Annotated in this window: 13 protein-coding genes; 11 read left to right on the top strand and 2 right to left on the bottom strand. The window is 42.9% G+C overall.

Annotation, left to right across the window (positions count from 1 at the left end; translation table 11 throughout):
* Nucleotides 1-99: 99 nt before the first annotated feature.
* Nucleotides 100-1,314 (bottom strand): magnesium/cobalt transporter CorA, encoded by a 1,215-nt coding sequence (gene corA / locus ACP7AE_RS11310; protein WP_201539563.1) that lies wholly within the window; start codon nt 1,312-1,314, stop codon nt 100-102.
* Nucleotides 1,315-1,388: 74 nt separating this feature from the next.
* A complete protein-coding gene (locus ACP7AE_RS11315) occupies nt 1,389-1,778 on the bottom strand; it encodes a DUF2237 family protein (RefSeq protein WP_045451983.1) in 390 nt (129 codons plus the stop codon).
* A 479-nt stretch (nt 1,779-2,257) separates the two neighbouring features.
* On the opposite strand from ACP7AE_RS11315, the gene ACP7AE_RS11320 reads away from it, so the two are divergent.
* From ACP7AE_RS11320 to bamB, 11 genes are all read left to right on the top strand, one after another.
* Nucleotides 2,258-3,565 (top strand): ATP phosphoribosyltransferase regulatory subunit, encoded by a 1,308-nt coding sequence (locus tag ACP7AE_RS11320; protein ID WP_426243151.1) that lies wholly within the window; start codon nt 2,258-2,260, stop codon nt 3,563-3,565.
* 138 nt (nt 3,566-3,703) lie between these two features.
* A complete protein-coding gene (locus ACP7AE_RS11325) occupies nt 3,704-4,993 on the top strand; it encodes an adenylosuccinate synthase (RefSeq protein ID WP_426243153.1) in 1,290 nt (429 codons plus the stop codon).
* Nucleotides 4,994-5,314: 321 nt separating this feature from the next.
* The gene (locus ACP7AE_RS11330; RefSeq protein ID WP_060490620.1) at nt 5,315-5,731 is read left to right on the top strand and encodes a lysozyme inhibitor LprI family protein; all 417 of its coding nucleotides are present in this window, start codon (nt 5,315-5,317) and stop codon (nt 5,729-5,731) included.
* A gap of 440 nt (nt 5,732-6,171) precedes the next feature.
* Nucleotides 6,172-6,603, top strand: a complete 432-nt coding sequence (ndk, locus tag ACP7AE_RS11335; protein ID WP_201539565.1) for a nucleoside-diphosphate kinase — start codon at nt 6,172-6,174, stop codon at nt 6,601-6,603.
* A 331-nt stretch (nt 6,604-6,934) separates the two neighbouring features.
* On the top strand, nt 6,935-8,176 hold the full coding sequence (gene rlmN / locus ACP7AE_RS11340) for a 23S rRNA (adenine(2503)-C(2))-methyltransferase RlmN (protein ID WP_060490621.1): 1,242 nt from the start codon (nt 6,935-6,937) through the stop codon (nt 8,174-8,176).
* 213 nt (nt 8,177-8,389) lie between these two features.
* The gene (gene pilW / locus ACP7AE_RS11345) at nt 8,390-9,340 is read left to right on the top strand and encodes a type IV pilus biogenesis/stability protein PilW (RefSeq protein ID WP_426243156.1); all 951 of its coding nucleotides are present in this window, start codon (nt 8,390-8,392) and stop codon (nt 9,338-9,340) included.
* The gene (locus tag ACP7AE_RS11350) at nt 9,337-10,149 is read left to right on the top strand and encodes a helix-turn-helix domain-containing protein (protein ID WP_109591647.1); all 813 of its coding nucleotides are present in this window, start codon (nt 9,337-9,339) and stop codon (nt 10,147-10,149) included. The genes pilW and ACP7AE_RS11350 overlap by 4 nt, the downstream gene beginning before the upstream one ends.
* 133 nt (nt 10,150-10,282) lie before the next feature.
* On the top strand, nt 10,283-11,398 hold the full coding sequence (ispG, locus tag ACP7AE_RS11355; protein WP_426243158.1) for a flavodoxin-dependent (E)-4-hydroxy-3-methylbut-2-enyl-diphosphate synthase: 1,116 nt from the start codon (nt 10,283-10,285) through the stop codon (nt 11,396-11,398).
* Nucleotides 11,399-11,462: 64 nt separating this feature from the next.
* A complete protein-coding gene (gene hisS / locus ACP7AE_RS11360; RefSeq protein ID WP_426243160.1) occupies nt 11,463-12,752 on the top strand; it encodes a histidine--tRNA ligase in 1,290 nt (429 codons plus the stop codon).
* Nucleotides 12,753-12,807: 55 nt separating this feature from the next.
* Nucleotides 12,808-13,593 (top strand): YfgM family protein, encoded by a 786-nt coding sequence (locus ACP7AE_RS11365; protein WP_426243162.1) that lies wholly within the window; start codon nt 12,808-12,810, stop codon nt 13,591-13,593.
* A 243-nt stretch (nt 13,594-13,836) separates the two neighbouring features.
* On the top strand, nt 13,837-15,045 hold the full coding sequence (bamB, locus tag ACP7AE_RS11370) for an outer membrane protein assembly factor BamB (protein ID WP_426243164.1): 1,209 nt from the start codon (nt 13,837-13,839) through the stop codon (nt 15,043-15,045).
* Nucleotides 15,046-15,363: the final 318 nt, after the last annotated feature.

Raw genomic sequence — 15,363 nt, forward strand, 5'->3', positions numbered from 1 at the left:
ATTATTATCAATAATAAAGTGGAAAAACAGCACCATGAAGGATGCTGTTTTTAAAAGCTGAACGCTGACTATCAATGAAACATCAACTATAAATTTTGGTTATAACCATTTAAGCCTTTTAAAATTGTAATATAAATAGCCACATAATGACCCAATGATGAGCATGATGACAAAGTAGGAATATTGCCAATGCAGCTCGGGCATAAAATCAAAGTTCATCCCATAGATACCTGCAATGGCCGTCGGTACAGCTAAAATACCTGCCCAAGCAGCAAGCTTACGCACCACCTCGTTCTGTCCCATATTAACCATGGCCATATAGGTATTCATGACCACACTCAGCATCTCATTCAGACCATTAATGGCGTCTAATGAGTGTAGCAAATGGTCATTGACGTCGCGAAAGTAGGGCTTAGCGGCCTGAGAAAAACCAGAGACCATCTCGCTTTTTTTATGATTGATAAAAAAACTACAGATATCTTGTACTGGCAAAATAATCGCCCGCATATGTACGAGTTGCGATTTGAGCTCATAAAGGTTTTTTAATGTACCTTTATCAAACTCATAGGTAAACACGTAACGTTCTTGCTCACGCAAATAGCGACCTAAACGATCGGTAATCGGCATATAATTATCCACGATAAAATCGAGAATAGCATGCAGTACAAATATCGGCCCCATACGCAGCTTTTCAGGGCGACGATGACAATGCTCACGGACAGGTGCGTAGGAGTTTGATGGACCATTACGGATGGTAATCAGGTAGTTTTTGCCCATAAATATCGCGGTGGTACCATAGCGAATGACATTGTCCTCAAGCTTAGCGGTACGCAATACCACAAACACCATGTCATTGTCGTAGTTCTCAACTTTGGCACGTTGATGATCGGCGAAAGCATCTTCGATTGCCAGTTCATGTAGCCCAAAGGCTTCTTTGACTTTGACCATGGTTTCTAGGCTTGGATCATAGAGACCAAGCCAAATAAACTGACCATTATTATTTAATGCACGACTAACATCGTTTAGCGCCAATTTATCGAGATTTTCACCCGTTTTACGTGAGTAAGCATAGCAATTGACGACTTCATCGGCACTGGAAGAGTCAATATCTTCATAGCGTTCAGAGTCAGGATCGTAGACCGTCATGGTCTCGATGGTGTCCTCAGTGGTGGTATCAGCATCGCCATAGATATAGCTGTCGTCATTGTCTAGATAGAGATGTTCATCATTCATATCGGCGTAAATACGATTGATATTAGAGTTAGGTGCAATACGCGCGGTTTTTTTGATCAACTGGTCGTTATTGTTTTCCATACACCCTCCCTTTATAAAGTAAAAAACGTGTCACAATCAGAACTTATAATGATTGTTATTAATAATGATCGTTATTAAAGGGCGTAACTTTTCAAAGTATCAATATCGACCAAGCTCAATAAGCTTTCGTGGCAAGCTTCTAGTTTGATTTGCGGGGCAATATCAAAGTCCAAAGCTTCAACCCAGCGTAACGCACAAATGCACCAATAATCACCAGGCTTGAGGCCAGAAAATCCATACTCAGGTAGCGGCGTAATCAAATCATTGCCGCGACTGGCAGAAAAGTTCAAAAACTCGCTGGTCATCTTGGCGCAGACGGTGTGTTGACCAACGTCATGGTTGCCAGTATGACAAAATCCATTACGGTAATAACCAGTAATAGGGTCAAAGCAGCAGCTGGCAAGTGCCGTACCTAAGACATTGGCTTGATTGTTGGCAGGGTTTGGATGGTAATCAGATGACATAAGGCTTCCGAGATAAAAATATGGCTTAGTGTACCATGAGTCGGTATCGAAGGCGTTGTTCTCACTTTGCTCATTATTTTCTTTGTGATATAAAATGATGGTAACCATTTTTGAGTCAACGATTACTTATATAGTCTACAGATAACCTTCATAGATTAAGTGCTAATAAGACGTAATTAGATAGTAATTGTGGCTAATTGTCACTAGGCGAACCTTGGCTGCTATGCTAAACTAAAGCATAAAGTGCCTTGATTATTTAACGCCGTTTATTAGCGCATAAAGATACTCGTCTTATCATTCTAACTTATACTTATTACTCACCCTTTTGCGGCTACCTAGTTTGTTTATAAATAATTGGGTCAATGATGTTGCGCGTTAAAAATAAAAATGCTTGGCGTCAATGCAATTGTAAATATAACCTTTAAGTACCGCATCAGTACCGCGTTTTTGGTAAGCGATACGCCAAACAAGGATTTATTGTGTCTGTCAGTTCTGATTCTGCAAAACTTGCCCAGTTAAATACGACTAATGAAGCGGCGCCTCAGCCTGCTGAAAACACTGCTACCTCTACTAGCATGCCATATTTGAACAACTTTGCCAGCGACGTTGCCAATAGCTGGTTGCTGCCTGATGGGGTGGTAGATGTGCTGTTCGAAGATGCGCGTAAGCAAGAAGTGCTTAGGTATCAGCTGACTCAGCAACTTATTGGTCATGGTTATCAGTTGGTCAATCCACCAATGATTGAATTTACTGAGTCATTGTTGAGTGGTGCCTCAGAAGATTTAAAGCGTCAAACTTTCAAGATTATCGATCAGCTAACGGGTCGCTTGATGGGTCTGCGTGCGGATATTACCCCGCAGATTTTGCGTATTGATGCGCATCATGGCGGCACAGGTATTGCACGTTATTGCTATGCAGGTGATGTGATTCATACCTTGCCATCAGGGCTATTTGGCTCACGTACGCCTTTGCAGCTCGGCGCTGAAATATTTGGCTGTGCTTCACTTGCCGCAGATATTGAGCTGATAGATGTGTTGTTTGGCATGATAAATAAGCTAAATATGAGTGCGACGCTGCATATAGACTTGGGTCACGTGGCGATATTTAAGCGTCTGGCAGAGTTGGCAGAGTTGTCTGATAATGACACTGAGCAACTCATGCATTTATATGCCAATAAAAATCTACCAGAGCTAAAGCGTGTCTGCCAGTTATTGTCAATGGGTGATGATTTTTATGCATTAGCACGTTTTGGTCATGATATTACCAATCTATTGGCGAGATTGTCAGAGACTGCACAGCAGGACACGCAAGTCGCGACTGCTATCAATGAATTACAACGCTTAAAAACACATCTACAAGACCAGTGGCAATGCCCTGTGAGTATCGATGTGACGGAATTATCAGGCTATCATTACCACACGGGTATCGTATTCAACGGCTATATCAATAGTGAGACGCAACCTCTGGTACGTGGCGGTCGTTTCGATGGTATGCAAAGCGGCAACCAGTTAGCAATCAATCAGCCACGTGAAGCCACGGGCTTCAGTATGGATGTCAGTCGTTTGCTTGCACACACGCAGCTTGAGGCACCAATCATCGTATTGGTCGACTATGAAGCCTTGAGCAGTGCAAACCAAGAACAGAGACAGATACTGCTACAGCAGGTTGAGAGTTTACGTGAGCAAGGCTATCGCGTCACCATGCCATTGAATGCAGAAGATCGTCCCTCTGATATGACGCATCTTTTGAGCTTTACAGATAATCATTGGCAGTTACAAAGTATTTAAGCATTAGTTTTTAATATTAATATTAATATTAGTATTATTACCATTTTTTAACGTCTTTAAAATCAAGATAACGAAAGTTATCACAGGTTTTAAACCGTTATTGCACACACCTCAATACATTAAAGGTAAGGACTGATCATGGGTAAGAATGTCGTAGTTTTGGGTAGCCAATGGGGCGATGAAGGTAAAGGTAAAATCGTCGATTTACTAACCGAAAAAGCTTCAGCAGTTGCACGTTTTCAAGGCGGACATAACGCTGGTCACACGTTAGTTGTCGATGGCAAAACCACCATCCTACATTTAATCCCATCAGGTATTTTACGTGAAGGCGTTACCTGCTTCATCGGTAATGGCGTGGTGTTAGCACCTGACGCATTATTAAAAGAGATGAAAGAGCTTGAAGACAACAACGTACCAGTACGTGAGCGTCTGCGTATCTCTCCAAACTGCCCACTTATCATGCCGTATCATGTGGCACTTGACCAAGCACGCGAAGCTAAACGCGGTACTGGCAAAATCGGTACGACAGGTCGTGGTATTGGACCTGCTTACGAAGACAAAGTAGCGCGCCGTGCTATTAAGCTTGCTGACTTGTTCCGTGAAGATTTAGAAGAAAAACTCCGCAACTTAATCGAATATCATAACTTCCAACTGACTCAGTATTATAAAGTTGAAGCGATTGATTTTGATGAGACACTTAAGCTTTGCCAAGAGTGGAAAGAAGAGATTAAAGGCATGGTTACTGATGTGACTGAAGACCTTAATCAATTGCGTCTGGCTGGCAAGAACCTGATGTTTGAAGGTGCGCAAGGTACATTGCTTGATATCGATCACGGTACATATCCGTTTGTGACCAGCTCAAGCGTAACTGCTGGCGGCGTGTCTACTGGTACTGGTATCGGTCCATTGTACTTAGATTACGTACTTGGTATCACTAAAGCTTATACTACCCGTGTCGGTAGTGGTCCATTCCCAACTGAACTATTTGATGATGTTGGTGCGCATTTGGCTAAAGTCGGTCATGAGTTTGGTGCGACCACTGGTCGTGCGCGTCGCTGTGGTTGGTTCGATGCGGAAGCATTACGCCGTGCCGTGGTACTGAACTCTATGTCAGGTATCTGCTTAACTAAGCTTGACGTATTAGATGGTCTTGAAGAGTTACTAATCGGTGTGGGTTATAACTTGCCTGAAACTGAATGTGCAGGTGCACATGATGCTGAATTCTATGAGTCAGTCACGCCTAAGTATGAGACGATGCAAGGGTGGAGTGAGTCAACCGTTGGTATCACTAACTATGATGAACTTCCAGAAAATGCTAAAAAATACATCAAACGTATCGAAGCATTGATTGGTTGCCCAGTTGATATTATCTCAACCGGTCCTGATCGCGAAGAGACGATTGTATTGCGCGACCCATACGATGCTTAGTTTTTACTATAAAGTTGCTTAAATCGCTTTTAGTATTAATAAAAAATCCCAGTGCTGAGCATTGGGATTTTTTTTATGAGTAATGTCTTATGAGTAAATTCTCATAATTTTTTATTATGTGAACTGTCATTAATGCCAAGTGATAAAAAGTGTTAATCACTATTAATTTCTAACGATAAAAATCAAGCTATCTGGTAATTGAATAAATTGAGATAAGAAAAAATAGTATAAAGGAGAGAATTGCTAACATTATTCTGGTTTAATTGGTATATTATGTCATAAATGAATGTAATTTTATCAATATATAAAAAGGAAAACGTGATGAAAGCGACTATTATCAAGCACTCTATAGGTAAAACAGCTTTAGCGCTGCTAACGTCTGCGGCTTTTATGTTTCCTATGCTGTCATGGGGCGCGCAAAACTGTGACAAACCCAACAATGATTTTGATGATTTATATTGCTTAACGAAAGTATATTTAGAAGCGGATAAAGAGCTGAATAATTCTTATGCAAAATTGGCTAAGCAGTTAAATAGCCAGCAAAAATCCAAACTCAAACGTGGACAATTGGCGTGGATACGCGAGCGTAATGACCAATGTAGTTATAATAATGATGAAGGATTTTTTGTTAATATGGGCTGTGCGACTCGGGTGACAACTGAGCGAGTGAACTTCTTAAATGATCGTGTGCGTGAATGTAGCGCTGGCAGTTGCCGCGACAGCCGCTTAGGCGAGTAGTTGTTTTTTAGTATTGCTTGAAAGCAGTGACCTTCATAGCTGCGTATTAACAAAAATCCCTTAGCATTATATGCTGAGGGATTTTTGTTGGTAACACTTACATAGAGTTTTCGCCAAGTTGGTTTTATGCTCATCAATGACAAAGATAGTTAGTGATGAGATACGTAGGGTAAGAATCTGCTATTGATGAATGCTCACTTTGTCTTAAGATAAGCTGCGGTCATAAATTTACTTTTATGCAAGGTGCGGTCATAAATTAACCCTATCATTTATAGCGCTAATCATTATAATAGGCAGCAATCCTGTGTTGGCGCTCATATTATCGCATTGATAGACCATGAGATTATTTAAATCTGCCTAAGTCAACATTGCGGCCAAAGATAAAACAAAGCATTTACCATCTCATTTTTATCGAATTCATTAATTATTAGGAGCTTTTCATGGCTAACGAACGTACTTTATCTATCATCAAACCTGACGCAGTCGCTGGCAACAACATCGGCGCTATCTACGATCGTTTTGAAAAATCAGGTCTAAAAATTGTTGCCGCTAAAATGATGCAACTTGATGATAAAAAAGCGGGTGGTTTTTACGCTGAGCACGCTGAGCGTCCATTCTACAAAGATCTAGTGTCATTTATGACTTCAGGTCCAGTATTGGTATCTGTACTAGAAGGCGAAAATGCGATCGCTAAGCATCGTGATATCATGGGCGCTACTAACCCAAAAGACGCCGCTGAAGGCACTATTCGTGCTGACTTCGCTAGCAGCATCGATGAAAACGCGGTTCATGGTTCAGATTCAGCTGAATCAGCAGCACGTGAAATCAGCTACTTTTTCAATGAAGAAGAAGTGTGTGCACGTACGCGTTAATAGCAGTATTTATTAATAGCCACTGTTATAAATAATAGTACTGATTAATAATTAGTGTGGCAAGACGGCTTATATCTTTTGGTATAAGCCGTTTTAGCTATTATAATAGTCTGACTATGCATTGAGATTTTAGTGTTGAAATTTTAACTTTTCTCCCTCATTATTGGTTTTATATAGCGTTATCAATCCTTTATCAGCATATTACTTTCAGTTTTTGGTAAAAAATGCGCTCATAACGGATTGCTCATGCACTCATATATTGAGTACGTCTGCAACACCCATCTCAACAATTGTATCGCTCATACCAGTAGATGCAAAAAGGTTATTTATTATGTCAACTGCTCAAACTCCTATTCAAACTGACGTCCAACATGTACCTGCTAAGACTACTAAGAGTATAAAATTAGTAGACGAGGCGCAGGCGAAAACCAATCTACTAGGTATGACACAAGCGCAGCTAGCGGAATACTTTAAGAGTATTGGTGAAAAGCCGTTTCGCTCGACGCAAGTCATTAAGTGGATATATCAGCAGGGTGTCACTGATTTTGAGCAAATGACCAATCTGAGTAAATCTTTGCGTGATAAATTATCAGCCAATGCCTGCGTCATTCCGCCAAAAGTGATTCATCGTCAATATAGTGATGACGGCACGCGTAAATGGGTATTTGAAGTCACGGGTGGCTCTTTGGTCGAGACCGTATTGATTCCCGCAGATGACAGTAAATTAAACGGTCGCAAAACCTTGTGTGTCTCTTCGCAAGTAGGCTGTGCGCTGGACTGTAGCTTTTGTAGTACCGGTAAGCAAGGCTTTGAGCGCGATTTAACAGCGGCTGAAATTCTTGGACAATTATGGGTGGCAAATGCCTCTTATATGACCGATGAAAATGACAGTTTAGAAAATGTTGACCATAGTTTATGGGAAAACAACGTCACCAACGTCGTCATGATGGGCATGGGCGAGCCGTTATTAAACTATCGTCCCGTTGTCAGCTCGATGGAATTGATGCTCAGTGACCACGCTTATGGTTTATCAAAACGCCGTGTCACGCTATCTACCTCAGGTGTGGTTCCTAAGATGTATGAGTTGGCACAGGAGCTTGACGTCGCTTTAGCGATTTCATTGCACGCACCAAATGACGAGCTGCGTAATGAATTAGTGCCGATCAATAAAAAATATCCATTAGAGCAGCTCATGGCGGCAGCGAGAAATTACGTTTTTGAAGTCAATCCGCGCCACAAAAAACACGTGACTATTGAATATGTGATGCTAGATGGTGTCAATGATAGTAATGAGCATGCTGAGCAATTGGTCGCATTATTGGGCGATTTACCGAGTAAGATTAACTTGATACCATTTAACCCGTTCCCTCATGCAAATTATGATAAGTCGAGTAATAATCGTATTCATGCCTTTAGCAATATATTAAGTGAAGCAGGTTTTGTTTGTACCATACGTCAAACACGCGGTGATGATATTGATGCGGCATGTGGTCAATTGGTTGGGCAAGTGGCTGACAGAACCCGTCGTTCAGCCGCGTGGCAGCAAAGCATCAAGGATCGTGAAAGTGTTTAGTATGATGGTCATATAAATGGTGAATAGACATTTTCGATGTAGCATCGTATTTGTCTTTTATCTGTCGCAATGGTAATAAAAATGTAGCAATAACGATTAGTTTGGATGTGCACAGCAATTAATGACAACTAAATTGTACTTATGCGGGCTAAATCTATTAAACTGATGCCTCGAGGATCGAACGCATTGAATCACAGTTTTATGATGGCGGCTATGATGACTTCTAGAAATTCTTGTCAGTTCAATTATCAAAAAATATTTTCTCAGACTTATAAGCGATTGAGTACAGCGAATGGACTAGGGGCTATTGACCCAGTAGCGATGTCGAAGCGTACGGTATTAGTGACGGCATTGGTAGGGCTGCTGCTCACTGGTTGTCAAAGCACGCCGACCAATGATTTGACAAACATCGCGGCTTATCAAACGTCTACGCGACCCAATGACAATCGTAACTTAGATCAACAAGAAATTGCTCGCGTGCGCACTTCACTTGCCGCACAATATATCCGCAAAAATGAGCTTGATACCGCTCAGCGCCAACTCGAAAAAGCCTTTGCTGCCGATAGCCGTTACGCGCCAGCCTATGATATGATGGGCGTTTTGCTGCAGCAAGAGGGCAGTCGACTCAATCTCGAAAAAGCCGATCAGTATTTTAAAAAAGCGATTACGCTTGATAAAGATTTTGAGCAAGCCCACAATAACTATGGCGTTTATTTGTCACAAATGAAGCGCTATCGTGAGGCGGCAGAGCAGTTTGAGATTGCGGGTTCAGCATTAGGTTACGAAGGTCGTATTGGTGCGCTAGAGAATCTAGGGCGCACTTACTTACAGCTAGGGGATCGCAGTGCGGCTGCTAAAGCATTTTTACGGGCACTTGATGGCAATCGTAATAGTATTATTGCCCATATCGAGTTGGTCGATTTATTGCTTGAGCAGCAACGTGTTCCACAGGCTCAAAGGCTTTATGATGAAACCTTGGTACTGGTACAAGGGCAGGGCATTAGCCCGCGCTTGCTATTACAAGGTATCAAATTGGCCGCTGCACAAAATAACATAACGACGCGCCAGCAATTGGCACAGCAGCTTTTATCTGCTTATCCTTTAAGTGATGAAGCAAAACAACTTAAGACTTGGCTTAACAATCCAGAGGCACCATGGAAATGACCACCCCATCATTAAACACTCAATCTAACGCTCAGGGATCATTTGGTGCCGTGTTGCAGCAAGCCCGTAAAAATAAGCAAATCAGCTTAGACGAGGTAGCTGCCGAGTTATTTATTTTAAAGCGTCATTTGCAAGCGCTTGAAAATGAAAATTTTTCGGAGATGCCGCAAGCTGCTTTTGCCCGTGGGTTTGCCATCAATTATGCTAAGTTTTTGGGTTTGGATCCTGTAAAAATAGCAACCAGCTTTGATGCCGCTTATCCTACGGAGCTGAAAGCAAAGTCAGTGAATAACACGGATACGCCACTGCGTCCAATGGGCACATTGCAACGTGATACGCACAATCGTATTCGTTTTAACCCACTACTGATCATCGCCGTTATTGGTGTCATTATTTTAGCGATTTTCTTATTTCGCATGGTGAGTAATGCAAGTAAAGAGAATACCGAGCAGCCAGTATCGACGGTCGAAGACGTCTCAGCGATAGAGCAAGCGCAAGGTGCGGCAATCAATACTGATGAGATGGGCGTTGGTGCCTCTGGCTCTGCTCTAAACTTGGGCGGCGATGCAAGTCCAGCGTCTTTAGATGTCAAACTGACGGATACTGCCGTCGTGAGTATTACTGATGCCTCTGGTAGTAGTTTAATGAGTGGCTCGCAGACATCTGGGGATTATAAACTGTCAGGTACGCCGCCGTTTAATGTACAAATTGATAATGTCGATAATGTCAGCATAATGCTTAACCAAGAAGCGGTTGCGCTAAATACTTATGCAACGGATAAGCAAGCCAATTTTGAGTTAGCGCCTTAACTTTTTAAGCGGCTAATTTTGAATGCTAGTCTTATCGACTGCTGTACAAGATTTATTTTTAAAAGTTGCTATCTGCAAGCTATTATAAGTGTGTTTTTTCTGCGTTTTTTCGCTCTAACTGAAGGGTTTGTCTATGTCAACGTCAGCGCCTATTAACCGTCGCCTTACCAAAAAAATATATGTCGGTGATGTCGCGATTGGTGGTGATGCGCCGATTAGTGTGCAGAGTATGACCAATACAGATACTTGCGATGTGGCAGCAACTGTCGCTCAAATCGAACGCTGCGTTAAAGCTGGTGCGGATTTGATGCGGGTGTCGACGCCAACGATGGATACGGTCAAAGCTTTTGGCGAAATTCGTAAGTTGGTCAGTGTGCCTTTGATTGCAGATGTGCATTTCGACCACAAGATTGCGTTAGCAGTTGCCGAAGCAGGGGCTGACTGTCTGCGTATTAATCCAGGTAACATCGGTAGCGATGCCAAAGTACGTGAAGTGGTCGCCTGTGCCAAACATTACAACATCCCTATTCGTATCGGTGTCAATGCAGGCTCGCTCGAAAAAGACATTCAGCGCAAATATACCGAGCCAACTGGCGAGGCGATGCTTGAATCAGCCATGCGCCATATCGATATATTAGAGCGTCTAAATTTTGATCAATATAAAGTATCGGTTAAAGCCAGCAATGTGTTTTTGACCTTGGATGCGTATCGCCTGATTTCTGCCCAAATTGATAATCCACTGCATTTAGGCGTCACCGAGGCAGGCGTTTATCGTACGGGCGCGGTTAAATCCGCGATTGCACTTGGCGGGTTATTATTAGATGGCATTGGTGATACCATTCGTATCTCACTGGCGGCAGAGCCTGAAGAAGAAATTAAAATCGGCTTTGATATTCTAAAATCGCTCAATATACGTTCTAATGGTGTCAACTTTATTGCGTGCCCAAGCTGCTCGCGCCAAGAGTTTGATGTGATTCGAGTTATGACGGCTTTAGAGTCGCGTTTAGAAGACATTCGTGAACCAATGAACCTGTCTGTGATCGGCTGTAAAGTAAATGGTCCTGGTGAAGCCAAAGAGGCCGATATTGGCATTGTTGGTGCTGCACCAAGATCCTTGGTATATCGTATGGGTGAAAAAAGCCATCTTATCGATACCGATAATTTGGTCGATGAAATAGAAGGCATGGTACGCGCACATGCCGAAGATTTGGCTAAAAAACGCGAGAATGAGATTATCCGCGTAAAATAAAACACTATTATGAGCAAAAAATAAAAGAGACACTTGTTAAAATTTTTAAGGATACGACCGTACCATGATTAAAGCTATCAAAGGGTTCAATGATATTTTGCCTGATCAGTCCGCAAAATGGCTGCATTTAGAAGCGATATTGGCTGAAGTACTGGGCAGATACGGCTTTGAGCATATTCGCTTGCCAATCGTTGAGCAAACCGATTTGTTTGCGCGTGCCATTGGCGGTGCGACTGATATTGTCGAAAAAGAGATGTATAGCTTTACCGATAAATCTGAGCCACCAACGCCGTTGGCTCTACGCCCCGAAGGTACGGCAGGTGCAGTACGTGCTGTGATTGAGCACAACTTACTGCGCGGTGATACGCCAAAGTTATGGTATATCGGCCCGATGTTTCGCTATGAGCGTCCACAAAAAGGTCGTTATCGTCAGTTTCATCAAATAGGTGTTGAAAGCTTTGGTAGTGCCTTACCAGACGCTGACGCTGAGCTGATCGCCATGACTCATCTGATGTGGCAAGAGCTGGGTCTAAAAGATGAGATGCGTTTAGAGCTAAACAGTCTGGGCGAAATTGATGAGCGTTATGCTTATCGCGAAGCATTGGTCACCTATCTGACCGATAAAAAAGATCAGCTGGATGAAGACAGCAAGCGCCGCTTGACCACCAATCCGCTACGTATTTTAGACAGTAAAGAAGCCAGTACACAAGCCGTGTTGGTAGATGCGCCGAAGCTTGCTGACTTTTTAGGTGAAGAAAGCGTGGCGCATTTTGAGCAAGTACAAGCCTATTTAACAGAGCTGGGTATTAATTTTGAGATCAATCCGCACTTAGTACGCGGTCTTGATTATTACAACAAAACGGTTTTTGAGTGGGTGACCGACAAGCTTGGTAGCCAAGCGACCGTTTGTGCGGGCGGCCGTTATGATGGTTTGATTGGGCAACTAAAATCCATCGGTACTGATGGCAATAAGCCAGTAAAATCTGAGCCTGCTGTTGGATTTGCCATGGGGCTTGAGCGTTTATTACTGTTAATGGAAGCGGTTGCGCCGATTGCTGATGTTCCCGCTTGCGATGTTTTCGTGGTTGCGCATCCGGAAGTTTATAGTGCGGGTATTGGCTATGCCCAACGCCTACGCTATAGTCGCCCAGATATTCGGGTGAAAATGGCGAGTGCGACGAGCCTAAAAGCGCAAATGAAGAAAGCCGATAAGTCAGGTGCTGCATTGACCGTTATTATTGCGCAGCAAGAGCTGGATGATAATACCCTCAGCGTTAAAGACATGCAGACGGGCGAACAACAGACGGTTGCGACAGATTGGTTGTCGAGCAAAGAAAATTTTATCCGTCAGTAATCGATTGCGGTTTTAGCATTAGCAATTTAATAACACTTTTATCAGGTAAACACATATGGCTCTGACACCCAATTCGCCGAATGCAGACAATTCAATGCAAGCGTTAAAGCAGTATGGTAGCTATATTGTCACTGCGATTTTGTTGGCACTGGCCGCTTATTTTGGTTGGACATATTGGCAGGACAACCATGCGCGCGTAGACACCGTTGCAGCAGATCATTATGCAGACATTCAGCGGTTGAATGAAGAAGTCAGTTTGGCCTCACAAAACCCTGATTTGGAAGCAGAAGCACAGGCAGCACTTGCCCAAAGTCGCACCCAGCTAAATAAAGATATTGATGCGCTAGTTAGCAAGCATGGTGAGTCGGTTTACGCTTGGCAAGCACTGATGATTAAAGCGCGTCAGCAAGTAGATAATAATGAATTTGCCGAGGCAAGTGAAACCCTCAAAAAAGCATTGGCTATTGACTTAGGTGATGCAGGTTTACAGGCAATTACTCGTTTGCGCTATGCGACAACGTTACTGGCGGCGGGCGATACGGATGCTGCATTAGCAGAAGCCAACAATGATATGCCAAGCTCATTTGAAGCCAGCCAACAAGAGTTGTTAGGGGATATTTATTTGGCACAAGATAATAAAGACTCAGCGATCAAGTCTTACAATAATGCTTGGGAGTTGTTACGCAACCGTCAAGAGACGCGTGCAGTATTGGCATTAAAGATGGAGAGTCTGGGCATCGTACCTGAGCCTATCGACGAACCAGTCAGTCTGATTCAAGAGTCAAGTAGTGCTGCACAGCCCTTAGTGGAAGAAAATGCTGCTGCCGAGGTTGCGCAATAATTGTACAGTGACAAGCGCTGTTAACCAATAATAGCGTTTGCGTTTTACCTAATGCCTGATAATTGCTAGTCAATAGCGCGTATCTATAACCGTTCTACAAGCTAAGTGGTACAGTAAAACAATCGCGTCGCATGAACCACCAGTACTCATTGAATGTGCTTGGTGAGTACTAAGCGTCGATCTTATATTTACTGATAACCAATTTACTAATTAATAATAATTTATTTGTAGTGAGAACTCATAATGACTCAATCTATTCGCTCTAGCAAGATATCAAAAGCTAAAACCATCAAATCGACGGTGATGCATGTGGCAGTATTGGCAGTGATGAGCACTGCGGTGATTGGGTGTAATCGCGGTATTAAACCCGTCGTCAATGATCCAGTCAAGCTGGTACAGATTGCTGAGCCTATCAGTGTGTTGCAACCAGTTTTTAGCACGGATATTGGCAATAAAAAAGCCAGTAAGAAAGATCCATTAGACTTGCAAGTAGGTTATGTCAATGGACAAATCGTCACTGCATCGCGCGGTGGGGACTTGACCGGCTTTAACAGTGCAGGCGAACGTTTATGGTCGATCAACGTTGGCGATCAAATCACGGGCGGCGTTGCTTTAGATGCTTTAAGCCAAACAGCGATTATTAGCACACGCGGCGGTCAAGTGATGGCGTTTGATAGTGCGACTGGCGCAAAACGCTGGCAGAAGCAGTTATCAGGATCAGTATTGACACCCGCTTTAATTACCAATAACCGTGTCATTCTATCAGCGAACGATGGCTTTTTACATGGCTTGTCACTACAGACAGGTCAGTCAGTCTGGCAGTTTGCCACACAAGTGCCAGCCATCAGTGTGCGCGGTAGTGCGGCGCCAACGTTATTAGACAGCAAAACGGCATTATTGGCGACTGCTGATGGTCGTTTACATGCGGTAACGACTGATAGTGGTTTGCCGCAGTGGTCAAGACGTGTTGGCATTGGCACTGGTAGTAGTGAAGTTGAGCGCATGAGTGATGTCGATGGTACGCCGATCGTCGATAAAAACCAGCTATTTGCCATCAGTTATAGTGGTCAGTTATTAGGTATTGATTTGGCTTCGCGTCAAGTCATGTTTGTCAACGAGCTTGCCAGCTTAAAGTCACTTGCTGTAAATAACCAGCAAGTGATTGGTACCAGCTTAGAGGGCAAAGTGGTTGCCTATAATCGCAGTAATGGTGAGGTTCTTTGGGAAAGTGAAGAGCTGGCTTATCGTCATTTAACCAATCCTGTAATGATTGGCAATTATATTGCCGTGGGTGATTTTGACGGCGTGGTACACTTATTTGATCCAGCTAGCGGTAAAATCGTTAGCCGTGTACAAACTAAGGGCGCTTTGAGTAGCTTGCAAGTACAAGGCAGCCGTTTAATGACACAGAGCACATCAGGACAGGTTGCTATTTGGCAATTAGCCCGCTAAGCTTTTTATCGGTTAATGCTTACTTAGATAGTATGTTTGATATTATCGTTAAGCCAACTGGTTGATTGCAATTTTAGAGAACACAAACGCTGCTTCGTCAGCGTTTAGTGCCTTGTGTAAATTGCTTGTTTAAATACAGGCTTTCGCGTACTCTATGCGACCGATGCGCCGTACGTGTTATCCATATTTATTATTTATTATTTATCATTTAGTCATCCTATGTACCACTTGCTAATTGTAAAATAGCGGACTATTATTTTTGCTATTGTTTTATCATTCATTTTAATTTGCGGTCAAGAGCAGCTTATTCACGACTAC

It is taken from the genome of Psychrobacter sp. TWP2-1-2, from assembly GCF_049896785.1.
Classification (GTDB): domain Bacteria; phylum Pseudomonadota; class Gammaproteobacteria; order Pseudomonadales; family Moraxellaceae; genus Psychrobacter.